The 16885-nt window shown below is 75.9% G+C and carries 19 protein-coding genes; 8 read left to right on the top strand and 11 right to left on the bottom strand.

What is annotated here, in order from left to right:
- Nucleotides 1-32: 32 nt before the first annotated feature.
- The 5 genes from DMP15_RS04475 to DMP15_RS04495 all read right to left on the bottom strand — a co-directional run bounded on the left by DMP15_RS04475 (nt 33) and on the right by DMP15_RS04495 (nt 3297).
- The gene (locus DMP15_RS04475) at nt 33-773 is read right to left on the bottom strand and encodes an SIR2 family NAD-dependent protein deacylase (protein WP_174565891.1); all 741 of its coding nucleotides are present in this window, start codon (nt 771-773) and stop codon (nt 33-35) included.
- A gap of 101 nt (nt 774-874) precedes the next feature.
- Nucleotides 875-1192, bottom strand: a complete 318-nt coding sequence (locus tag DMP15_RS04480; protein WP_073576923.1) for an antibiotic biosynthesis monooxygenase family protein — start codon at nt 1190-1192, stop codon at nt 875-877.
- 10 nt (nt 1193-1202) lie between these two features.
- Entirely contained in the window at nt 1203-1556 is a 354-nt protein-coding gene (locus DMP15_RS04485) for an MmcQ/YjbR family DNA-binding protein (RefSeq protein ID WP_073576750.1), read from the bottom strand.
- Between the two features lie 365 nt (nt 1557-1921).
- A complete protein-coding gene (locus DMP15_RS04490) occupies nt 1922-2422 on the bottom strand; it encodes a 2'-5' RNA ligase family protein (protein ID WP_337825489.1) in 501 nt (166 codons plus the stop codon).
- 11 nt (nt 2423-2433) lie between these two features.
- A complete protein-coding gene (locus DMP15_RS04495; protein WP_253068496.1) occupies nt 2434-3297 on the bottom strand; it encodes an A/G-specific adenine glycosylase in 864 nt (287 codons plus the stop codon).
- A gap of 412 nt (nt 3298-3709) precedes the next feature.
- Between DMP15_RS04495 and DMP15_RS04500 the strand changes: the two genes are divergently transcribed.
- A complete protein-coding gene (locus DMP15_RS04500; protein ID WP_073576746.1) occupies nt 3710-4546 on the top strand; it encodes a hypothetical protein in 837 nt (278 codons plus the stop codon).
- 3 nt (nt 4547-4549) lie between these two features.
- Here DMP15_RS04500 and radA read toward each other — a convergent pair whose 3' ends face one another.
- Nucleotides 4550-5929 (bottom strand): DNA repair protein RadA, encoded by a 1380-nt coding sequence (gene radA / locus DMP15_RS04505; protein WP_073576745.1) that lies wholly within the window; start codon nt 5927-5929, stop codon nt 4550-4552.
- Nucleotides 5926-6663, bottom strand: coding sequence for a copper chaperone PCu(A)C (locus tag DMP15_RS04510; protein ID WP_073576744.1), 738 nt, complete (start codon nt 6661-6663; stop codon nt 5926-5928). Before DMP15_RS04510 ends, radA begins: the two co-directional genes overlap by 4 nt.
- A gap of 343 nt (nt 6664-7006) precedes the next feature.
- Between DMP15_RS04510 and DMP15_RS04515 the strand changes: the two genes are divergently transcribed.
- Genes DMP15_RS04515 through ispF form a run of 3 tightly spaced genes read left to right on the top strand, consistent with a single transcriptional unit; the run spans nt 7007 to nt 8684 of the window.
- Nucleotides 7007-7498, top strand: a complete 492-nt coding sequence (locus DMP15_RS04515; protein ID WP_020625956.1) for a CarD family transcriptional regulator — start codon at nt 7007-7009, stop codon at nt 7496-7498.
- A gap of 5 nt (nt 7499-7503) precedes the next feature.
- Entirely contained in the window at nt 7504-8220 is a 717-nt protein-coding gene (gene ispD / locus DMP15_RS04520) for a 2-C-methyl-D-erythritol 4-phosphate cytidylyltransferase (protein ID WP_073576743.1), read from the top strand.
- On the top strand, nt 8217-8684 hold the full coding sequence (ispF, locus tag DMP15_RS04525) for a 2-C-methyl-D-erythritol 2,4-cyclodiphosphate synthase (protein ID WP_073576742.1): 468 nt from the start codon (nt 8217-8219) through the stop codon (nt 8682-8684). Before ispD ends, ispF begins: the two co-directional genes overlap by 4 nt.
- Here ispF and DMP15_RS04530 read toward each other — a convergent pair.
- A complete protein-coding gene (locus DMP15_RS04530; protein WP_073576741.1) occupies nt 8681-9100 on the bottom strand; it encodes a VOC family protein in 420 nt (139 codons plus the stop codon). The genes ispF and DMP15_RS04530 overlap by 4 nt on opposite strands.
- Before the next feature lie 67 nt (nt 9101-9167).
- Between DMP15_RS04530 and cysS the strand changes: the two genes are divergently transcribed.
- Both cysS and rlmB read left to right on the top strand, forming a co-directional pair.
- Nucleotides 9168-10559, top strand: a complete 1392-nt coding sequence (gene cysS / locus DMP15_RS04535; RefSeq protein ID WP_073576740.1) for a cysteine--tRNA ligase — start codon at nt 9168-9170, stop codon at nt 10557-10559.
- A 14-nt stretch (nt 10560-10573) separates the two neighbouring features.
- Nucleotides 10574-11548: a 23S rRNA (guanosine(2251)-2'-O)-methyltransferase RlmB gene (gene rlmB / locus DMP15_RS04540; RefSeq protein ID WP_073576739.1), complete on the top strand. Its 975-nt coding sequence runs from the start codon at nt 10574-10576 to the stop codon at nt 11546-11548.
- Nucleotides 11549-11638: 90 nt separating this feature from the next.
- On the opposite strand, the gene DMP15_RS04545 is transcribed toward rlmB, so the two are convergent.
- From DMP15_RS04545 to DMP15_RS04555, 3 genes are read right to left on the bottom strand one after another with little or no spacing between them, the layout of a single operon-like run.
- The gene (locus DMP15_RS04545; protein WP_073576922.1) at nt 11639-12484 is read right to left on the bottom strand and encodes a metal ABC transporter permease; all 846 of its coding nucleotides are present in this window, start codon (nt 12482-12484) and stop codon (nt 11639-11641) included.
- An 8-nt stretch (nt 12485-12492) separates the two neighbouring features.
- Nucleotides 12493-13329, bottom strand: a complete 837-nt coding sequence (locus tag DMP15_RS04550; RefSeq protein ID WP_073576738.1) for a metal ABC transporter ATP-binding protein — start codon at nt 13327-13329, stop codon at nt 12493-12495.
- Between the two features lies 1 nt (nt 13330).
- Nucleotides 13331-14338 carry a metal ABC transporter solute-binding protein, Zn/Mn family gene (locus DMP15_RS04555; protein ID WP_304580163.1) on the bottom strand — a complete coding sequence of 336 codons (1008 nt, stop codon included), beginning with the start codon at nt 14336-14338 and terminating at the stop codon, nt 13331-13333.
- A gap of 163 nt (nt 14339-14501) precedes the next feature.
- Between DMP15_RS04555 and DMP15_RS04560 the strand changes: the two genes are divergently transcribed.
- A complete protein-coding gene (locus DMP15_RS04560; protein ID WP_073576736.1) occupies nt 14502-15605 on the top strand; it encodes a LacI family DNA-binding transcriptional regulator in 1104 nt (367 codons plus the stop codon).
- Nucleotides 15599-16441 (top strand): MOSC domain-containing protein, encoded by an 843-nt coding sequence (locus DMP15_RS04565; RefSeq protein ID WP_073576735.1) that lies wholly within the window; start codon nt 15599-15601, stop codon nt 16439-16441. Before DMP15_RS04560 ends, DMP15_RS04565 begins: the two co-directional genes overlap by 7 nt.
- Nucleotides 16442-16885: the final 444 nt, after the last annotated feature.

Below are 16885 nucleotides of genomic sequence, written 5' to 3' on the forward strand. Positions count from 1 at the left end.
CCGCGGCACGCAGGTGCGCGGGGCGGGTCGGCTCAGAGGGCGGCGTCGATCGCGGCGAGGGTCGCGGCCGCGGGGGCCGCGATGCCGACCCCGCGGCCGTGGCGCACCTGCGGCTCGCGGACGTTGATCCGCACCAGCGCGCCGGTCGCGGCCGAGGCGAGCTCCGAGCGGCGACGCACCGTGGGCAGGGCACCGCCCGCCCCCAGCTCGACGACGACCACACCGGTCCGGTGCGCCGCCAGCCAGTCCACGTGCCGCTGCAGCGCCGTCGCGGCGTGCGCGTCGTCCCAGCCGCCGTCGCCGAACATCAGGATCGCCGGACGGGCGGTGCCGCCGCAGCCCGGGCAGCGGGGCAGCTCGCCGACGGCACGCATGGTGGTCTCGTCGATCGGCACCTCGACGCCGTCGGCGGGCCACACGCCGTGACCGCAGAGCCGCAGGCACTGCAGGTGGTGGATGGAGCCGTGCACCTCGGCGACGTCGTCCGGGGCGAAGCCGGCCCGCTGGAACTGGCCGTCGACGTTCGAGGTGAACACGTTCGAGGGCACCCGGCCGGCCCAGCGGCGCAGCACCGCGAACCCGGGGTGCGGCACGGTGTCCCGGTAGAGGTGCAGGCGGTGGCCGTAGAAGCCCCAGGCCAGCGCCGGGTCGTCGGCGAAGTGCTCCGGGTCGGCGAGCTCCTCGAAACGCAGGCCGAGCCGCGCGTAGGGCGGGTAGGCCCGCCAGAAGCCCTCGCCGCCGCGGAAGTCCGGCAGCCCGGAGTCGACACCCATCCCGGCGCCGGCGGTGATCAGCAGCGCGCCCGCGTCGCGGACCAGGCGGGCCGCCGCGGCGATCTCGTCGGAGAAGGCCGCAGCGACCTCGCGGGCGTCGATCAGGACCCCGCCGCGATCTGCTGCAGGTCGACGACCTCGAACTCCAGCAGTGACGCGCCCTTGGCGACCGGCTGCGGCGAGCGCTGACCGGCGTGCGCCTCGGCGGCCGGGCCCTCGCGCCACGCCTGGAAGTCGGCCTCGGTCTCCCAGCGGGTCACGACGAAGTACCGGTCGTCGCCGGAGACGGGGCGCAGCAGCTCGAACCCGAGGAACCCGGGCTGCCCGTCGACGGCGTGCAGGCGGTTCGCGAACCGCTTCTCCAGCTCGGGGCCCGCGTTCTCCGGGACCTCGATCGCGTTGATCTTCACAATGGCCATGTCCGCCACGTTATCCCTGCCCGGCGTCGTCGATGCGCATGCGCCGGGCGTCGCCGACCAGTTCGGCGAGGCGGGCCTCGTCCACCTGGTCCAGGCGGACGAGCACCAGCGGCCACGGTTCGTGCCCGGGGTCGGTGAAGAACAGGTCGGGCTCGCCGCGCAGCAGGGCCTGCTTCTCCGCCTCGTCGCCGACGTACAGCACCGCGACGTCGGTGCGGATGACCCGCCGACGCCCGGGCACCCGCTCCGGCCAGGACCACACGAAGCCCTTGCCGCGCACCCGGAAGTCGAACCCCTCGCTCGGGTTCTCGACGACGCCGTCGAGGGCGAGCGCGATCCGCCGCACGTCCTGTTCGTCCGCCACGGGGCAAGCCTAGAGTCGGGGCGCACCACAGGGGACGGGCCGCCGCCGTGCAGGTATACGACCAGCCGCGCGGGCTCCGACCCCGGCCGGTACAACCGACCCGGACGGGACCGGACAGATGATGCTCGGCTGGCTCGCCGCGCCCGGGCCGGTCCGGCACCGGACGACCGCGGCCCGGCGGCCGGCGGAGTGGATCGAGCGGGGCCGCGACGGCGGGGACCGACCCGGCCACCGACCCGGACGTCGCCGCCCTCCTGTTCGACGGCTACCTCGGGCCGTCCTGCGCCGGTGTGCGATCCCGGCCGACCGCCGCGGCGCGCTCACCCCCATGGTGGAGGGGCTGGTCGAGCAGGCCCTCGCGGGGCTCAGCCCGCGCTGAGGGCCACCGTCTCCCCGGTGCGCGAGTCGTGCAGCTCGACGGCGGTGATCCGCGCCCGCACCGGCTCGACCGGGTGCAGCAACGCGAACGCCTCGGCGGGCCGCCCGGTCGCCAGCACCACGTGCGGCAGCCAGGATCCCGGCAGGTGCGCGGCGTGCGCGCCCCGCACCCGTCCGGCCAGCGCGTCGTGCGCCGCCGTGTGCACGGCCAGCACCTGGGGGTCGGTGACGGCGGTCAGCGCCAGCACGTCCGGCGCGTCCGGGCCGACCGAGCCGAGACCGGCCAGCCACAGCACCGGCAGCGCGACCAGGCGCAGCTGGGCGGTCAGCTCCCGCACGGCGGGCGGCGGGACCGTGCCCGCCGCGGCGACGGTCACGTGCGGCGTCCCGGCCGCGACCGGGATCCCGGCCGCGGCGAGCCGGTCGCGCAGCGCGGTGAGCGCGGCGGCGCCGTCGTCGTCGAGCCGGAAGCGGACGGTGCTGGGCATCGGTCCCCCGCTCAGACGGGGAGGGCGAAGCGGCCGTCGTCGGTCTGCTCGGCCAGGCCGTCGACCAGCAGCGAGTGCAGGCACCGGTCCCGCTGGCCCGCGTCGGACCAGACGGCGTCCAGCGCGGCCCGCTCGACCGGTCCGGGCGCGGTGCGCAGCACGTCCATGAGCTTGCCGCGTACCTGGCGGTCGGTGCCGGCGAAGCCCTGGACCGGTTTGCGCGGGCCGTCGTAGGCGGGCCTGCCGGCCGCCACCCAGGCGCAGCGGGCCGCGACCGGGCAGTCCGCGCAGCGCGGCGAGCGGGCGGTGCAGACGACCGCGCCCAGCTCCATCAGCCCGGCCGAGACGACGGCGGCCTCGGCGTCGTCGTCGGGCAGCAGTGCGTCCACGTCGGCCAGATCCGCCCGGGTGCGGGCCGGTCCGGCGTCGCCCTGACCGTGCACCGCGCGGGCCACGACCCGGCGGACGTTGGTGTCGACGACGGCGGCGCGCAGCCCGAAGCCGAACGCCGCCACCGCCCGCGCCGTGTAGGAGCCGACACCGGGCAGGGCCTCGAGCGCTTCGACGTCGGAGGGGACGGCGTCGCCGTGCCGGGCGGCGATCGCCGCGGCCGCGTCGTGCAGCCGGATCGCGCGGCGCGGGTAGCCGAGCTTGCCCCAGGCCCGCAGCACGTCCGCGCGCGGCGCGGCGGCCAGCGACGACGGCGCCGGCCAGCGCTCCAGCCAGTCCCGCCAGACCGGTTCGACCCGGGCGACCGGGGTCTGCTGGAGCATGAACTCGCTGACCAGCACGCCCCACGGGGTGGTCTCCGGGCGCCGCCACGGCAGGTCGCGGGCATGCGCCCGGAACCACGGGAAGATCAGGTCGGCCACCACCGTCCCAGTGTCCCGCGCCCCGGCCGGGCCCCCGGCGACGGCCCCGCCGTGATCACGGACCGGGCACCGTCGGCGTCGCCCGCGGCCGTCCCGTGGATCACGGTCCCTACCGCGCCCGCCACCGGGGCGCGCGCCACGACCGGGGTGGTTCCCGTCCGCGGGTGACCGGGCGGGCCCTGTCACCGGACGACGCCGGTCACCGCGGGTCGGTGCGCCACTCGCCCGGGGGTCGGGCGATCCGGGTCATCGACCCCGTCCGGGCCGGCCCGGGGGGCGCGCGGGCGGCCGTTCCGCCACTGCACTCACCCGGTCGGGACGCGCGGGTCGCCCCGCCGGGTGGACCTCGCCGGACATGTCCGTTCCCGGCGCGGCGGCGGCGACTTCGTGTAACCGGAGATCTACCGTCGGTGACATGCACCCGGTGGGTCCCCTGCCGGCGTCGGTCTACTGGCGTCGGCGCGCGTGCGCGGTCGGCGTCGCGCTGCTCGCGCTCTTCGCGCTGCTGTGGCTCACCACCTGGCTGCTGATCCCACGGGGCTCCGACGAGCCCGCCGGGACGGCCGCACGGACGACCCCCCAGTCGTCGCAGACCACACCGGACACAGGGACGGCCGCACCTGCGGCGCCCCCGGGGTCCCCGTCCCCGGCATCCCCAGCCCCGGGGACGGGGGCACCCGCGTCCGTGCCGCTCCCCGACCCCGCCGCGCCCGGACCCCCGCCGGCCGCCGCGACGGGGACGTCCGCCGGGCCCGCGACCCCGAACGCGGGCCCGGCGGACGAGACGGTCCGCCCCGACGACACACCACGCCCGTCCGTCCAGGTGCCGCAGGCCGCACCCTCCCCGCCGACCGGTCCGGTGCCCTGCACCGACGCGATGATCGAGGTGCGCGCCGAGACCGGGCAGCCGACCTACCCCTCCGGCGCGCGGCCCGAGCTGCGGCTGGTCGTCACCAACGTCTCCGGCCAGCCCTGCGTGCGCGACCTCGACGGCGCCCAGCAGGAGATCGCCGTCTGGAGCGGCGACGGGGCGACCAAGCTCTGGTCGTCCAACGACTGCTCCAACCCGTCGTCGGACGACCTGCGCACCCTGGTGCCCGGCCAGCCGGTGGCCTTCGCCGTGACCTGGACCGGGCTCGCCTCGGAGCCCGGCTGTGCGGGCGAGCGCACCCGGGTGGGCCCGGGGGGCTACCGGGTGCTGGCCCGGCTCGACCGGGTCGTGAGCGAGCCCGTCCCGCTGCTCATGAGCTGAGGCTCAGCGGATGCGGGCCATGATCTCGCGCAGCGACGACGCCTCGGTGATCTGCATCCCGGTCCGCCCGACCTCGGCCCCGGTGGGGACGATCGCCCGGGTGAAGCCCAGCCGTGCGGCCTCCGCGAGGCGCCGGTCGACCCCGTGCACCCGGCGCAGCTCGCCGGCCAGCCCGAGCTCGCCCAGCACGACGAGGTCCGCGGGCAGCGCCGCGTCCCGCTTCGCCGAGACGACCGCCAGCGCGATGGCGAGGTCGGCCGCGGGCTCGGTGATCCGCATCCCGCCGACGGTGGCGGTGTAGACCTCGGCGTCGTGCAGCTTGAGCCCGCCCCGCCGTTCGACGACGGCGAGCAGCATCGGCACCCGCGACGAGTCCAGCCCGGTCACCGCACGGCGCGGGCTCGGGATGTTCGCCCCCGCGACGAGCGCCTGCACCTCGGCCAGCAGTGGCCGTCGCCCGTCCATCACGACGGTCACCGCGGTCCCCGGCTGCACCGTGTCGGCGCCCTGGCCGAACCGGCCGAGGAACAGCCCCGAGGGGTCGGCGAGACCGACGATGCCGGAGTCGCGCAGCTCGAAGCAGCCGACCTCGTCGGCCGGACCGAACCGGTTCTTCACCCCGCGGACCATCCGCAGCGCCGAGTGCTTGTCGCCCTCGAAGTGCAGCACCACGTCGACCAGGTGCTCCAGCACCCGCGGGCCCGCGATGCCGCCGTCCTTGGTGACGTGGCCGACGAGCAGCACGGCCAGGCCGCGTTCCTTCGCCAGCGCGGTCAGCCCCACGGTGACGGCGCGGGTCTGGGTCACCCCGCCGGGGCTGCCGTCGACCGAGGCGGTGGACATGGTCTGGATCGAGTCCACCACCAGCAGCGACGGCCGCAGCGCGTCGACATGGCCGAGCACCGACTCGAGGTCGGACTCGGCGGCGAGGTAGAGCTCGTCGTGGACGCCGCCGGTGCGCTCGGCCCGCAACCGGACCTGGCCCGCGGACTCCTCACCGGAGACGTAGAGGACCCGGGACCGGGCCGCGGCCTGTGCGGCGACCTCCAGGAGCAGCGTGGACTTGCCGACGCCCGGCTCACCGGCCAGCAGCACCACCGCGCCCGGGACGAGCCCGCCACCGAGGACCCGGTCCAGCTCGTCGACGCCGGTCGGCCGGGCCCGGGCGGAGTCCAGCTCCACCTCGGCGATCCGCCGGGCCGGGGTGCTGGGCGCCCCGGCGACGACGGTCCGGCCGCCCCCGCCGGTGCGCACCGGCTCGACCTGCTCGAGCGACCCCCAGGCCTGGCAGCCCGGACAGCGCCCCACCCACTGCGCCGTGCGGTGGTCGCACTCGGTGCAGCGGTAGCCGCCCGAGCGGGCGGCGCGGGACCGGGGGGTCAGTTGCCGGCGGCGCCGCCGGCGCCGCTGCCCTCGTTGCCGGGCGCGACGGGGGCGCCCTCACCGGCCGGGACCGGGTTCGGCTGATCCACCGACGGGGCCTCGGCCTGGCCGCCGGTCTCGGAGTTGACGCCGGTCTCGGCGCCGTTGGCGCCCTCCTCGCCGTCGGCGAACGACGCGCGCTCCGGGGCGTGCCCCGGGGAACCCTCGACGGTCGGCACGCCGGTCGGGACGGTGAGGGTCACCGAGCCGGCCTTCTCGAACACGAACGTCATCGGGATCTGCGCGCCGGCCGGGACCGGACGGGTCAGGCCCTCGGCGACGAGCTGCACGCGCTTGGCGTTGGTCGGGGTCAGCTGCAGGTTGCCCGGCGAGACCAGCGCGATGTCCTGCGGCATGGTCGCGTCGCCCTGGATCTGCACCGACGCGGCGGCGGGCGAGGTGACCGACACCAGACGATCGGCGACCGATCCGGTGTTGACCAGGGTGGCGACGAGCGGAGCGGCGCCGCCCTGGCGGTAGAGCGCGTCCGGGCCCGCGGGCGTGGTCGGGTAGGCGACCTGGACGTCACGCAGGTCGACCGAGCCGACCGTGGCGTTGGCGCCGTTGACGGCGGCGACCTGCTCTGCGGTCTGCGCGATCTGCCCGGCTCCACAGCCGCTGATCAGCAGGCCGGTCAGGGCGACGGCGCCGGCGACCCCGGCCAGGGTCCGGGCGGAACGGCGGGTGCGGCTCACGGTCGTCGTGTCCTTCCTTGCCGGTGCCCCGAAGTGCCCCCGGCGCACATGCTGGGTCTGTCGGGAGGCAGCCTAGTCGCGCGCTCCGGCGCGTTGCGCGGTCGGGCACCCGGGTGTGACGACCGCGTCCCCGCCGGACGGTGGGGCGGCAGACCCGGTGGTCCGGGGCGTGACGCGGCGGCGACCGGCACGTGGCCGGGCCGGTCCGGATGGGCGCCACGCCCGCGGAAACACGTTCCTCCGCCGTTGTCAACCCCCTGACCTGCGACGACGGTGAAAGCCGGTCGCCGTCCCGCCCGGGCGACGTGTTAATCTGGACTCAGCGAAAGGGGCCAGAGGACACATGGTTTTCAAGGTCGGAGAGACCGTCGTCTACCCGCACCACGGTGCCGCGCTCATCGAGGCGATCGAGACCCGGACGATCAAGGGCGAGGAAGTGCAGTACCTCGTCCTGAAGGTCCAGCAGGGCGATCTGACGGTGCGCATCCCCGCCGACAACGTCGAGGTGGTCGGTGTTCGTGACGTCGTGGGCCAGGAGGGGCTGGATCGGGTCTTCGAGGTGTTGCGCGCGCCGCACACCGAGGAGCCCACGAACTGGTCGCGCCGGTACAAGGCGAACTGGGAGAAGCTCACGTCCGGTGACGTGAACAAGGTCGCCGAGGTCGTCCGCGACCTCTGGCGGCGGGAGAAGGACCGGGGCCTGTCCGCCGGTGAGAAGCGGATGCTGGCCAAGGCGAGGCAGATACTGGTCAGCGAGCTCGCGCTGGCCGAGGGCACCGACGAGGAGCGGGCCGAGGTCCTGCTCGACGAGGTGCTCGCCACCGCGAACGCCTGACCGGCGTGCACGGACCGTCCTCCGGGGCGGGTGTCGTCGCGGTGCTTCCCGCGGCCGGTTCCGGGGTGCGTCTGGGTGCAGGTGTGCCCAAGGCGTTCGTCGGACTGGCCGGGGTTCCCATGCTGGTACGCGCGGTCGACGGCCTTCTCGCGTCCGACGTCGTCGGGCACGTGGTGGTCGTCGTCCCCGCGGACCAGGTGGACGCCGCCGCCGCCATGCTGCCCGGACGTCCGGCGACCGTCGTCGCCGGCGGTGCCGACCGCACCGCCTCCGTCGCGGCGGGTCTCGCTGCGACCGGGACGGACGCCGAGGTCGTGCTGGTGCACGACGCCGCGCGCCCGCTCACCCCACCCGACGTCGTCCGCCGGGTGGTCGGCGCCGTGCGCGCGGGCGCGCCCGCGGTGATCCCGGTGCTCCCTGTGGCCGACACGGTCAAACGGGTCGACGGCGCAGGGACCGTCGTGTCCACCGTGGACCGTTCCGAGCTGCGTGCGGTGCAGACGCCGCAGGGGTTCCGCGCGGCCGACCTGCGCCGCGCCCACGCGGGCACACCCGACCCCCGCACCGACGACGCCGGGCTGGTCGAGGCGCTCGGCGACCCGGTCACCACCGTCGCCGGGGACCCGCTCGCGTTCAAGATCACCACCGCGTGGGACCTGCGCATCGCCGAACTGCTGCTCGCCGGGGCGGGCCGCGTCACCGAGCACGAGGAACACGCATGAGGGTCGGGATCGGTACCGACGTGCACCCGGTCGAGCCGGGCCGCGACTGCTGGGTCGCGGGTCTGCTGTGGCCCGGGGCCGACGGCTGCGCCGGGCACTCCGACGGCGACGTCGCCGCACACGCCCTGTGCGACGCCCTGCTGTCCGCGGCGGGGCTGGGCGACCTGGGCGCGGTGTTCGGCACCGGCCGTCCGGAGTGGACGGGTGCGAGCGGGGCGACCCTGCTCGCCGAGGTCCGCCGCCTGCTCACCCGCGACGGCTGGACCGTCGGCAACGCCGCCGTCCAGGTGATCGGGAACGACCCGAAGATCGGGAAGCGCCGGGCCGAGGCCGAACGGGTGCTCTCGGAGGTGGTGGGCGGCCCGGTGTCGGTGTCCGGTACGACGACCGACGGGCTGGGGCTGACCGGGCGCGGCGAGGGCCGCGCCTCCGTCGCGACGGCGCTGTTGCTGCCCGCGGGCTAGAGACGCCCGGTCCGTTCCTGGATCTGCTCCGGGGTGAGGTCGTCGGCGTGGGCCGCCACCATCCAGGCGTGGCCGAACGGGTCGGCGAGCCGGCCGCCGCGCTGCCCGTAGTCGTGGTCGGTCACCGGGAACAGCACCCGGCCGCCGTGCTCCACCATCGCCGCGGCGACCGCGTCCGGGTCGTCGACCTCCAGGGCCAGGATCACCGCGCCGGGCCCCGACGGCGCGGGGTCGACGTCGTCGCCGTCCTTGACGGCCCACTCCGCGCCGCCGGCCCGCAGCAGGGCGTGCACCACGGCGCCGGAGCCGTCGGTGTAGCGCTCCACGAGCTCCGCGCCGAACGCGGCGCGGTAGAAGTCGATCGCGGCGTCGGCGTCGGGCACGACCAGCCGCGGGTACATCCGCTGAACAGCCATGCCGGACACCTTGCCGCAGCCCCACCGCGCGTGTAGTGGACGAATCGGAGGCCCGTACCCTGGTGACGTGAGCCTCAGACTTCTCGACTCAGCGACCAGGGAGCAGCGTGCGTTCACGCCGCTGCGGGCCGGAGCAGTGTCGATGTACGTCTGTGGGGCGACGGTGCAGGGCCTGCCGCACATCGGCCACGTCCGCTCGGGCCTGAACTACGACGTGCTGCGCCGCTGGCTGGCCCGGTCCGGGTACGACGTCACGCTGGTCCGCAACGTCACCGACATCGACGACAAGATCCTGCGCAAGGCGCAGGCCGCGGGCCGTCCGTGGTGGGAGTGGGCGGCCACGCACGAGCGGGCCTTCACCGCCGCGTACGACGCGCTGGGCTGCCTGCCGCCGTCGGTGGAGCCCCGGGCGACCGGGCACATCACGCAGATGGTCGAGCTGGTCGAGCGGCTGATCGAGCGCGGCCACGCCTACGCCGCGGGCGGAGACGTGTACTTCGCCGTGCGCACCCTGCCCGACTACGGCGCGCTGTCCGGTCAGCGCGTCGACGACGTCCACCAGGGTGAGGGCGAGGGCGGCGCCAAGCGCGACGCCCTGGACTTCACGCTGTGGAAGGCCGCCAAGCCCGGCGAGCCCAGCTGGCCCACCCCCTGGGGGAACGGGCGTCCCGGCTGGCACCTGGAGTGCTCGGCGATGGCGACCGCCTACCTCGGCCCGGAGTTCGACATCCACGGCGGCGGCCTGGACCTGGTGTTCCCGCACCACGAGAACGAGCGCGCCCAGAGTCACGCGGCCGGGGACGGGTTCGCCCGGTTCTGGCTGCACAACGCCTGGGTGACCATGGGCGGGGAGAAGATGTCGAAGTCGCTGGGGAACACCCTGGCGATCGAGAACCTGCTCGAGCGGGTACGCCCGGCCGAGCTGCGCTACTACCTGGTCGGCCCGCACTACCGATCGGCGATCGAGTACTCCGACGCCGCGCTGGACGAGGCCGTCGCCGCGTACCGGCGGATCGAGTCGTTCGTGCACCGGGTGCGCGAGCGGCACGGCCTGCCCGAGGTCGCCGCCGAGCTGCCCGGTGCGTTCACCGCCGCACTCGACGACGACCTGGGCACCCCGCTCGCGCTCGGCACCGTGCACACCCTGGTGCGCGAGGGCAACACCGCCCTCGACGCCGGGGACGTCACCGGCGCGCTGCGGGCCGCGTCCGCGGTCCGTGCGACGACCGAGGTGCTCGGCCTGGACCCGCTGGCAGCCGGCGGCGTGGCCGAGGAGTCGGGCGACGCCGCCCGGCAGGCACTGGGCACCCTGGTGGAGACGATGCTCGAGCGCCGCCGGGCCGCGCGCGCCGAGCGCGACTTCGCCACCGCGGACCGGCTCCGCGACGAGCTGCTCGCCGCCGGGATCGCCGTCGAGGACGGCGCCGACGGCTCCACCTGGACTCTCAAAGACAACTAGGACTCGTAGAACTCATGGCAGGCAATTCCAAGCGCCGCGGTGCGATCCGTAAGGACGGCACCAAGAAGGGCATGGTCGTCGGATCCGGCGGCCAGCCCCGGCGCGCACTGAAGGGCAAGGGCCCGACCCCGCCCGGCGAGATGCGACCCGGCCACCCGAAGGCGAGGGCGGCCGCGCGCCGCGCCGCCCAGGACCAGCAGCAGCGCCGACGCCCGGTCGCGGGCCGTCGCGGTGACGGGGAGACCCCGGAGACCGTGCTCGGCCGCAACCCGGTCGTCGAGTGCCTGCGGGCCGGCGTCCCGGCGACGGCGCTGCAGGTGGCCACCGGCATGTCCGCCGACGACCGCGTCACCGAGGCCGTCGCGCTGGCTGCGGAGCGGGGCATCTCCATCCTGGAGGTGCCGCGCAACGACCTCGACCGGATCAGCGGCGGAGCGCTGCACCAGGGCCTCGCCCTGCAGGTGCCGCCGTACGCCTACGCCCACCCCGACGAGGTGCTGGAGGCCGCGTCGCACTCCGGGCGCCCGGCACTGGCCGTCGCCCTGGACGGGGTGACCGACCCGCGCAACCTGGGTGCGGTCGTCCGGTCGGTGGGGGCGTTCGGCGGGCACGGCGTCGTCGTGCCGCAGCGGCGCGCCGCGGGCATGACCGCGGTGGCCTGGCGGACCTCGGCGGGCACCGCGGCCCGGGTCCCGGTCGCGCGCGCGACGAACCTGACCCGCACCCTGCAGGAGTACGCCTCCGCAGGGCTGATGGTCGCCGGTCTGGCCGCCGACGGCGACGTCTCCCTCGACGACTTCGACCTGGCCTCCGGGCCGCTGGTGATCGTCACCGGGTCGGAGGGGAAGGGCCTGTCCCGGCTGGTCCGCGAGACCTGCGACGTGACCGTCTCGATCCCCCTGGCCGGTCGCGTGGAGTCCCTGAACGCCTCGGTCGCCACCGGCGTCGTTCTGGCCGAGGTGGCCCGCCGCCGTCGCGTCGGCCGCTGACCCGACGCGTGATCGCCGCGACGCGCGGTGATCCGCTCCCCGCGCGCGTCCGGACGCACGCGACGGGCGGATCACCGCGCGGACAGCGGATCAGGCGCGGACCGGGCCCCGGCCGCGCAGCCGGCCCACCAGCCGGCAGAGCAGGTAGGCGACGAACCCGATGGTCGCCACGTAGGCCGAGATCGGCAGCCCCGGCGCCAGCGACAGGATCGTCCCGCCGACCAGCGCGACCTCCGCGATGACGATCGCGAGGACGGTCGCCAGCAGCGGGTTCGCGGTGACCCGGTTCGCCGCGGCGCCGGGCACGATCAGCACCGACAGCACCAGGATCGCTCCGACGATCGGCACGGCCAGCGCCGTCACCAGGCCGATCAGCACGCCGAACACCAGGGTCAGCGCGCGGACGGGCACACCGCGCGCCAGCGCGACGTCGGGGTCGGTGCTGGCGAACAGCAGCGGCCGGTAGAGCAGCGCCAGGGTCGCGAGCACGACGACGGCGACGACCCCCAGCACCCACAGGTTCTGCTGGTCGACCGACACGATGGAGCCGGTCAGCAGGCCGAACCGGTTGGAGGAGCGGCCGTCGTAGAGGGCCAGGAACAGCACGCCCAGGCCGAGCCCGAACGCCATCACCACGCCGATCGCCGAGTCCCGCTCGCGTTGGCGCAGGCCCAGCACGCCGAAGATCACTGCGGCGACGACGGCGCCCACCACCGCCCCCACCCCGACGGCGACGCCGAGCAGCAGCCCGGCTGCGGCCCCGGTGAAGGCCAGCTCGGCGGTGCCGTGCACGGCGAAGGCCATCCCGCGGCTGACGACCAGCGGGGCGAGCAGCCCGGCGACCAGCCCGAGCACCGCGCAGGCGATGAGCGCGTTGCGGACGAACGGGTAGCCCAGCAACGTGCCGGTGCCGGACAGGTCGAGGATCCGGGCCAGGAACTCGGTCACGCGCCACCCCCGACCGCGACGCCGTGCTCGGCGTGCTCGTCCCGGGGGACCGGGGAGTCCTCGGCCCCGACGACGACCAGCCGGTCGCGGACCCGCAGCACGTCGACGTCGGTGCGGTAGAGCCGCGACAGCGTCTCCGAGGTCATGACCTCGTCGGTGGTGCCGATCGAGAACCGGCCGTCGACGAGGTAGAGGACCCGGTCCACCAGCGGCAGCACCGGGTTGATCTCGTGGGTCACGAACAGCACCGCGGTGCCCGCGGCGCGGCGGCGCTCGTCGATCAGTCGGGTCACGATCCGCTGGTGGGACAGGTCCAGGCTGAGCAGGGGTTCGTCGCACAGCAGCACCGCCGGGTCCCCGACGAGTGCCTGCGCGACCCGCAGCCGCTGCTGCTCGCCGCCGGACAGCCGCCCCACGGGGGCGTCGGCGTACCCGGTGCCGCCGACCTGGGCGAGCGCGCGGTCGACGCGCTCGCGCCGCTCGCGTCGCCGGCCCAGGCCGAGACCGAAGCGGTGCCCGTCGAGCCCGAGGCCGACGAGGTCGCGCCCGCGCAGCGGCAGGTCCGGGTCGAGCGGCTGCTGCTGCGGGACGTAGCCGATCTCCGGGCTGCCGCGCCGCGGGGTGTGCCCGCCGACGGTCACGGTGCCGTCGGAGAGCGGGAGCAGCCCCAGCAGGACGCGCATCAGCGTCGTCTTGCCGGAGCCGTTCGGGCCGAGGACGGCGACGAACTCGCCGGGGGCGACGTCCAGGTCGAGGCCGGACCACAGGGTCCGGGCCCCGAACCGGAGGCCCGCCCCGCGCAGTGACAGCGCGGACTGTTGCGAGGAACCCATGTCAGCGGTTCAGCGCCGCGGAGAGCTCGTCCAGGTTGGCGTTCATCCACTGCACCCAGTCGGTGGTGCCCGCGGGCAGCGTCTCGGACATCTGGACCACCGGGACGCCTCCCTTCTGGGCGGCGTCGCGGACCTGGTCGGTGGTCGGCGAGGTCGTCTGGCTGTTGAGGATCAGCGCGTCGACCGGCGGCTGCGCGGTGAACAGCCCGAGCATCTGCGCGACGACGGCGGCCGGCGGGTCGGTGCCCTCCTCGACGGCCGAGGAGAACTCCTGCGGGGTCGCGTTCGCGATCCCGGCGGCCTGCAGCAGGTAGGCGGGCACCGGCTCGGTGACGGCGACCCGGGCCCCCGGGTGCGCGCGGCCGATCTCGGTGGCCTTCGACGTCAGCTGGGCGACGCCGCCCTCGAGGGTCTGGGCGTTGGTGCGGAAGTACTCCGCGGCGCTCGGGTCGATGCGGCCGAGCTGGTCGGCGAGCTGCTCGGCGACGCGGCCGACCGCGGCCGGGTCGTACCAGACGTGCTCGTTGAACGAGCCGTGCTCGTGCTCCGCCTCGCCCGCGGGCTCGGGAGTGGCCCCGGCGTCGTGGTCGTGGCCGTGGTCGTCGGCGGCGGCCTCCTGGGCCCCCTCGATGCCGGAGACCTCGACGGCGTCGACCAGCGGTGCCGCGTTGCCGGACGCGGCGACGAGATCGGTCATGAACGCGTCGTAGCCGCCGCCGTTCATGACCAGCAGCTGGGCCTCGCCGACGGTCGCCGCGTTCTGCGGGGTCGGCTCGTAGCCGTGCGGGTCGACGTCGGGGGAGCTGATGACCGACTCGACCCTGGCGTAGTTGCCGCCCACGGCGCGGGCGACCGCGCCCCAGGCGTCGGTGGAGGTGACGATCTTCACCTGCGGGGTGTCGGCGCTGGTGGGGGCGTCGACCTGGCCGGAGCCGCAGGCGGTCAGACCCAGGGCGAGTGCGGCCAGCCCGGCCACGAGCGCGGCCGGGCGGAGCGGGGATCGGGACACGGACGGAACTCCCATCAACATATCGGCATACATTTATTGGAAATCATTCTCAGATTCACTCTACCGCTGTACGGGGAGCCGGGAACGCGCGCGGCGTGTGATCCCGTCGTGGCCGGTCGGGGCGGACTTTCACGTGCGTGACCGCGCCGCTACCGTTCGGGGAATGACCGGCCCCCAGCACCCGCGGCGTCCGGCGACGCTCGCGTCGCTGGCCGCCGAGCTCGGGGTCTCCCGGACGACCGTGTCGAACGCCTACAACCGCCCCGACCAGCTGTCCGCGCCGCTGCGCGAGCGTGTCCTGGAGGCGGCCCGGCGGCTCGGCTACCCGGGCCCGGACCCGGTCGCCCGCTCGCTGCGCACCCGGCGCGCCGGAGCGGTGGGCCTGCTGCTCACCGAGGCGCTCAGCTACGCCTTCCGCGACCCGGGCGCCACCGGCTTCCTGGAGGGGCTCGCGCTGGCCTGTGAGAAGGCGGGCACCGGCCTGCTGCTGATCCCGGTCAGCCCCGAGCACTCCGACGTTGACTCCGTCTACCAGGCCGGGGTCGACGGCTTCGTCGTCTACTCGGTCAGTGAGGACGACCCGCACTTCCGGGCCGTCCTGCAGCGCCCGGTGCCGACGGTCGTCTGCGACCAGCCCACCGGGATCACCGGGGTGGACCGCGTCGGCGTCGACGACCGCGCCGGGACCCTCGCGCTCGGGCGGCACCTCGTCGAGCTCGGCCACCGCCGCGTCGGTGTGCTCTGCATGCGCCTGTCCTCGCACCGGCACGACGGCAGGGCCGACGTCGCCCGGCAGGAGGGCAGCTCCTACGCCGTGCAGCGGGAGCGCCTCGCCGGGCTGCGCGCGGCGCTCGCCGAGGCCGGTGTCGACTGGGCCGACGTCCCGGTCATCGAGCGGTTCGAGCACTCCCTCGACGCCGGCGCGGACGGCGCCGCCACCCTGCTGGACTCCCACCCCGGGATCACCGCGCTGGTGTGCACCTCCGACATCCTCGCCCTCGGCGCGCTGCGCGAGGCCCGCGACCGCGGCCTGCGGGTGCCCGAGGACCTCTCGGTCGCCGGGTTCGACGGCGTGCCCGAGGCCGAGCGCGTCGGCCTGACCACGGTCCGCCAGCCGTTCCGCGAGAAGGGCCTCGAGGCCGGACGGCTGCTGCTCGAACGCGGCGACCGCCACGTCCCCGAGCACGTCACGCTCCCGACGGAGCTGATCGTCGGGGCGACCACCCGCGGGCTGCGCCAGTCCGGGGAGTTCTTCTCCGGATGGTGAGCCTGACCGGGCTGCGCCGCTACCCGGTCAAGTCCTGCCGGGGCGCGGACGTCGCCCGCGCGGTCGTCGAACGGGCCGGTCTCGCCGGGGACCGGCGCTGGATGCTGGTCCGCTACGACGGCGCCGTGGTCACCGCGCGCACCCACCCGCGGCTCGTGCTCGTCGCGCCCACCCCCGCCGACGACGGGCTCCGCCTGACCGGACCGGGGCTGCCGCCGTTCACCGTCCCCGTGCCCGACGGCGAGCCGGTGCCGGCCCGCGTGCACCGCTGGGACACCGCCGGCGTCCCGGCCGGCCCGGCGGCCGACGCCTGGTTCTCCGAGCTGCTCGGCGACCCGGTGCGGCTGATCCACCTCGACGACCCGGCCCGACGCCGTCCCGACCCCGACTTCTCCCACGACGAGGACCGCGTCTCCTACGCCGACGGCTACCCGCTGCTGCTCGCCTCCACGGCCTCGCTGCACGCGCTGGACGCGCTGGTCGCCGACGGCCCGGACGCGGCCGAGGCGCCGCTGCCGATGACCCGGTTCCGGCCGAACGCCGTCGTCGACGGCGCACCGGCCTGGGCCGAGGACGGCTGGCGGCGCATCCGGATCGGCGCCGCGGAGTTCCGGGTGGCCAAGGGCTGCGCCCGCTGCGTGCTCACCACCGTCGACCCGGACACGGCCGTCACGGGCCGCGAGCCGATGGCCACCCTGGCCCGGCACCGGCGGTTCGACGGCAAGGTGTGGTTCGGGGTCAACCTGATCCCGGACGACCCGGGCGCGGAGATCGCCGTCGGCGACGAGGTCGAGGTGCTCGCTGCCGTCGACCCGGCCTGCGGTCCGCCGCGCTGACCCGTACCGGCCACGGTTCCTCCCGCCCCGTCGGTATCGTCGGGTTCGGGTCGCCCGTCCGGGTGGCCGGACCGGGGCGAGGGGGAGGTTGCGCTGAACGACGAGCGCGACCCACGTCGCCGTCCGCCACCACCGCCCCCGGGCCCCGCCGGGCGGCGCCCCCCGATGCCGCCTCCCACGCCGCGTCCCGGGGCCGGGACGCCACGTGTCGGGCCGCCCCCGCCTCCCGGACGTCCGCCGGCGGGCGGGCGGCCGGCCCGCGCCGTGCCACCCCCGCCGGCCCCGCGGCCCTCCGCGCCGCCCGACCGCCCCGACGGCCTGCGTCGGGCCCCGCGCCCCGCACCGTCCGACTCCCCGGACGCCCTGCGCCCGATCCCGCGCCCCGTGGCGTCCGACCGCCCGGACGTGCTCCACCCGGCCCAGCGGCCACTGCCCACGCGTCGC

The organism is Pseudonocardia sp. UM4_GMWB1 (assembly GCF_017312155.1).
Classification (GTDB): domain Bacteria; phylum Actinomycetota; class Actinomycetes; order Mycobacteriales; family Pseudonocardiaceae; genus Pseudonocardia; species Pseudonocardia alni.

Coding starts and splice junctions, on each gene's coding strand:
- DMP15_RS04515 (WP_020625956.1), top strand. CDS start 7,007: ATGGTTTTCAAGGTCGGAGAGACCGTCGTCTACCCGCACCACGGTGCC.
- ispF (WP_073576742.1), top strand. CDS start 8,217: ATGAGGGTCGGGATCGGTACCGACGTGCACCCGGTCGAGCCGGGCCGC.
- DMP15_RS04500 (WP_073576746.1), top strand. CDS start 3,710: ATGCACCCGGTGGGTCCCCTGCCGGCGTCGGTCTACTGGCGTCGGCGC.
- rlmB (WP_073576739.1), top strand. CDS start 10,574: ATGGCAGGCAATTCCAAGCGCCGCGGTGCGATCCGTAAGGACGGCACC.
- DMP15_RS04550 (WP_073576738.1), bottom strand. CDS start 13,329: ATGGGTTCCTCGCAACAGTCCGCGCTGTCACTGCGCGGGGCGGGCCTC.
- DMP15_RS04480 (WP_073576923.1), bottom strand. CDS start 1,192: ATGGCCATTGTGAAGATCAACGCGATCGAGGTCCCGGAGAACGCGGGC.
- DMP15_RS04475 (WP_174565891.1), bottom strand. CDS start 773: ATGGGTGTCGACTCCGGGCTGCCGGACTTCCGCGGCGGCGAGGGCTTC.
- DMP15_RS04530 (WP_073576741.1), bottom strand. CDS start 9,100: ATGGCTGTTCAGCGGATGTACCCGCGGCTGGTCGTGCCCGACGCCGAC.
- DMP15_RS04560 (WP_073576736.1), top strand. CDS start 14,502: ATGACCGGCCCCCAGCACCCGCGGCGTCCGGCGACGCTCGCGTCGCTG.
- DMP15_RS04490 (WP_337825489.1), bottom strand. CDS start 2,422: ATGCCCAGCACCGTCCGCTTCCGGCTCGACGACGACGGCGCCGCCGCG.
- DMP15_RS04565 (WP_073576735.1), top strand. CDS start 15,599: ATGGTGAGCCTGACCGGGCTGCGCCGCTACCCGGTCAAGTCCTGCCGG.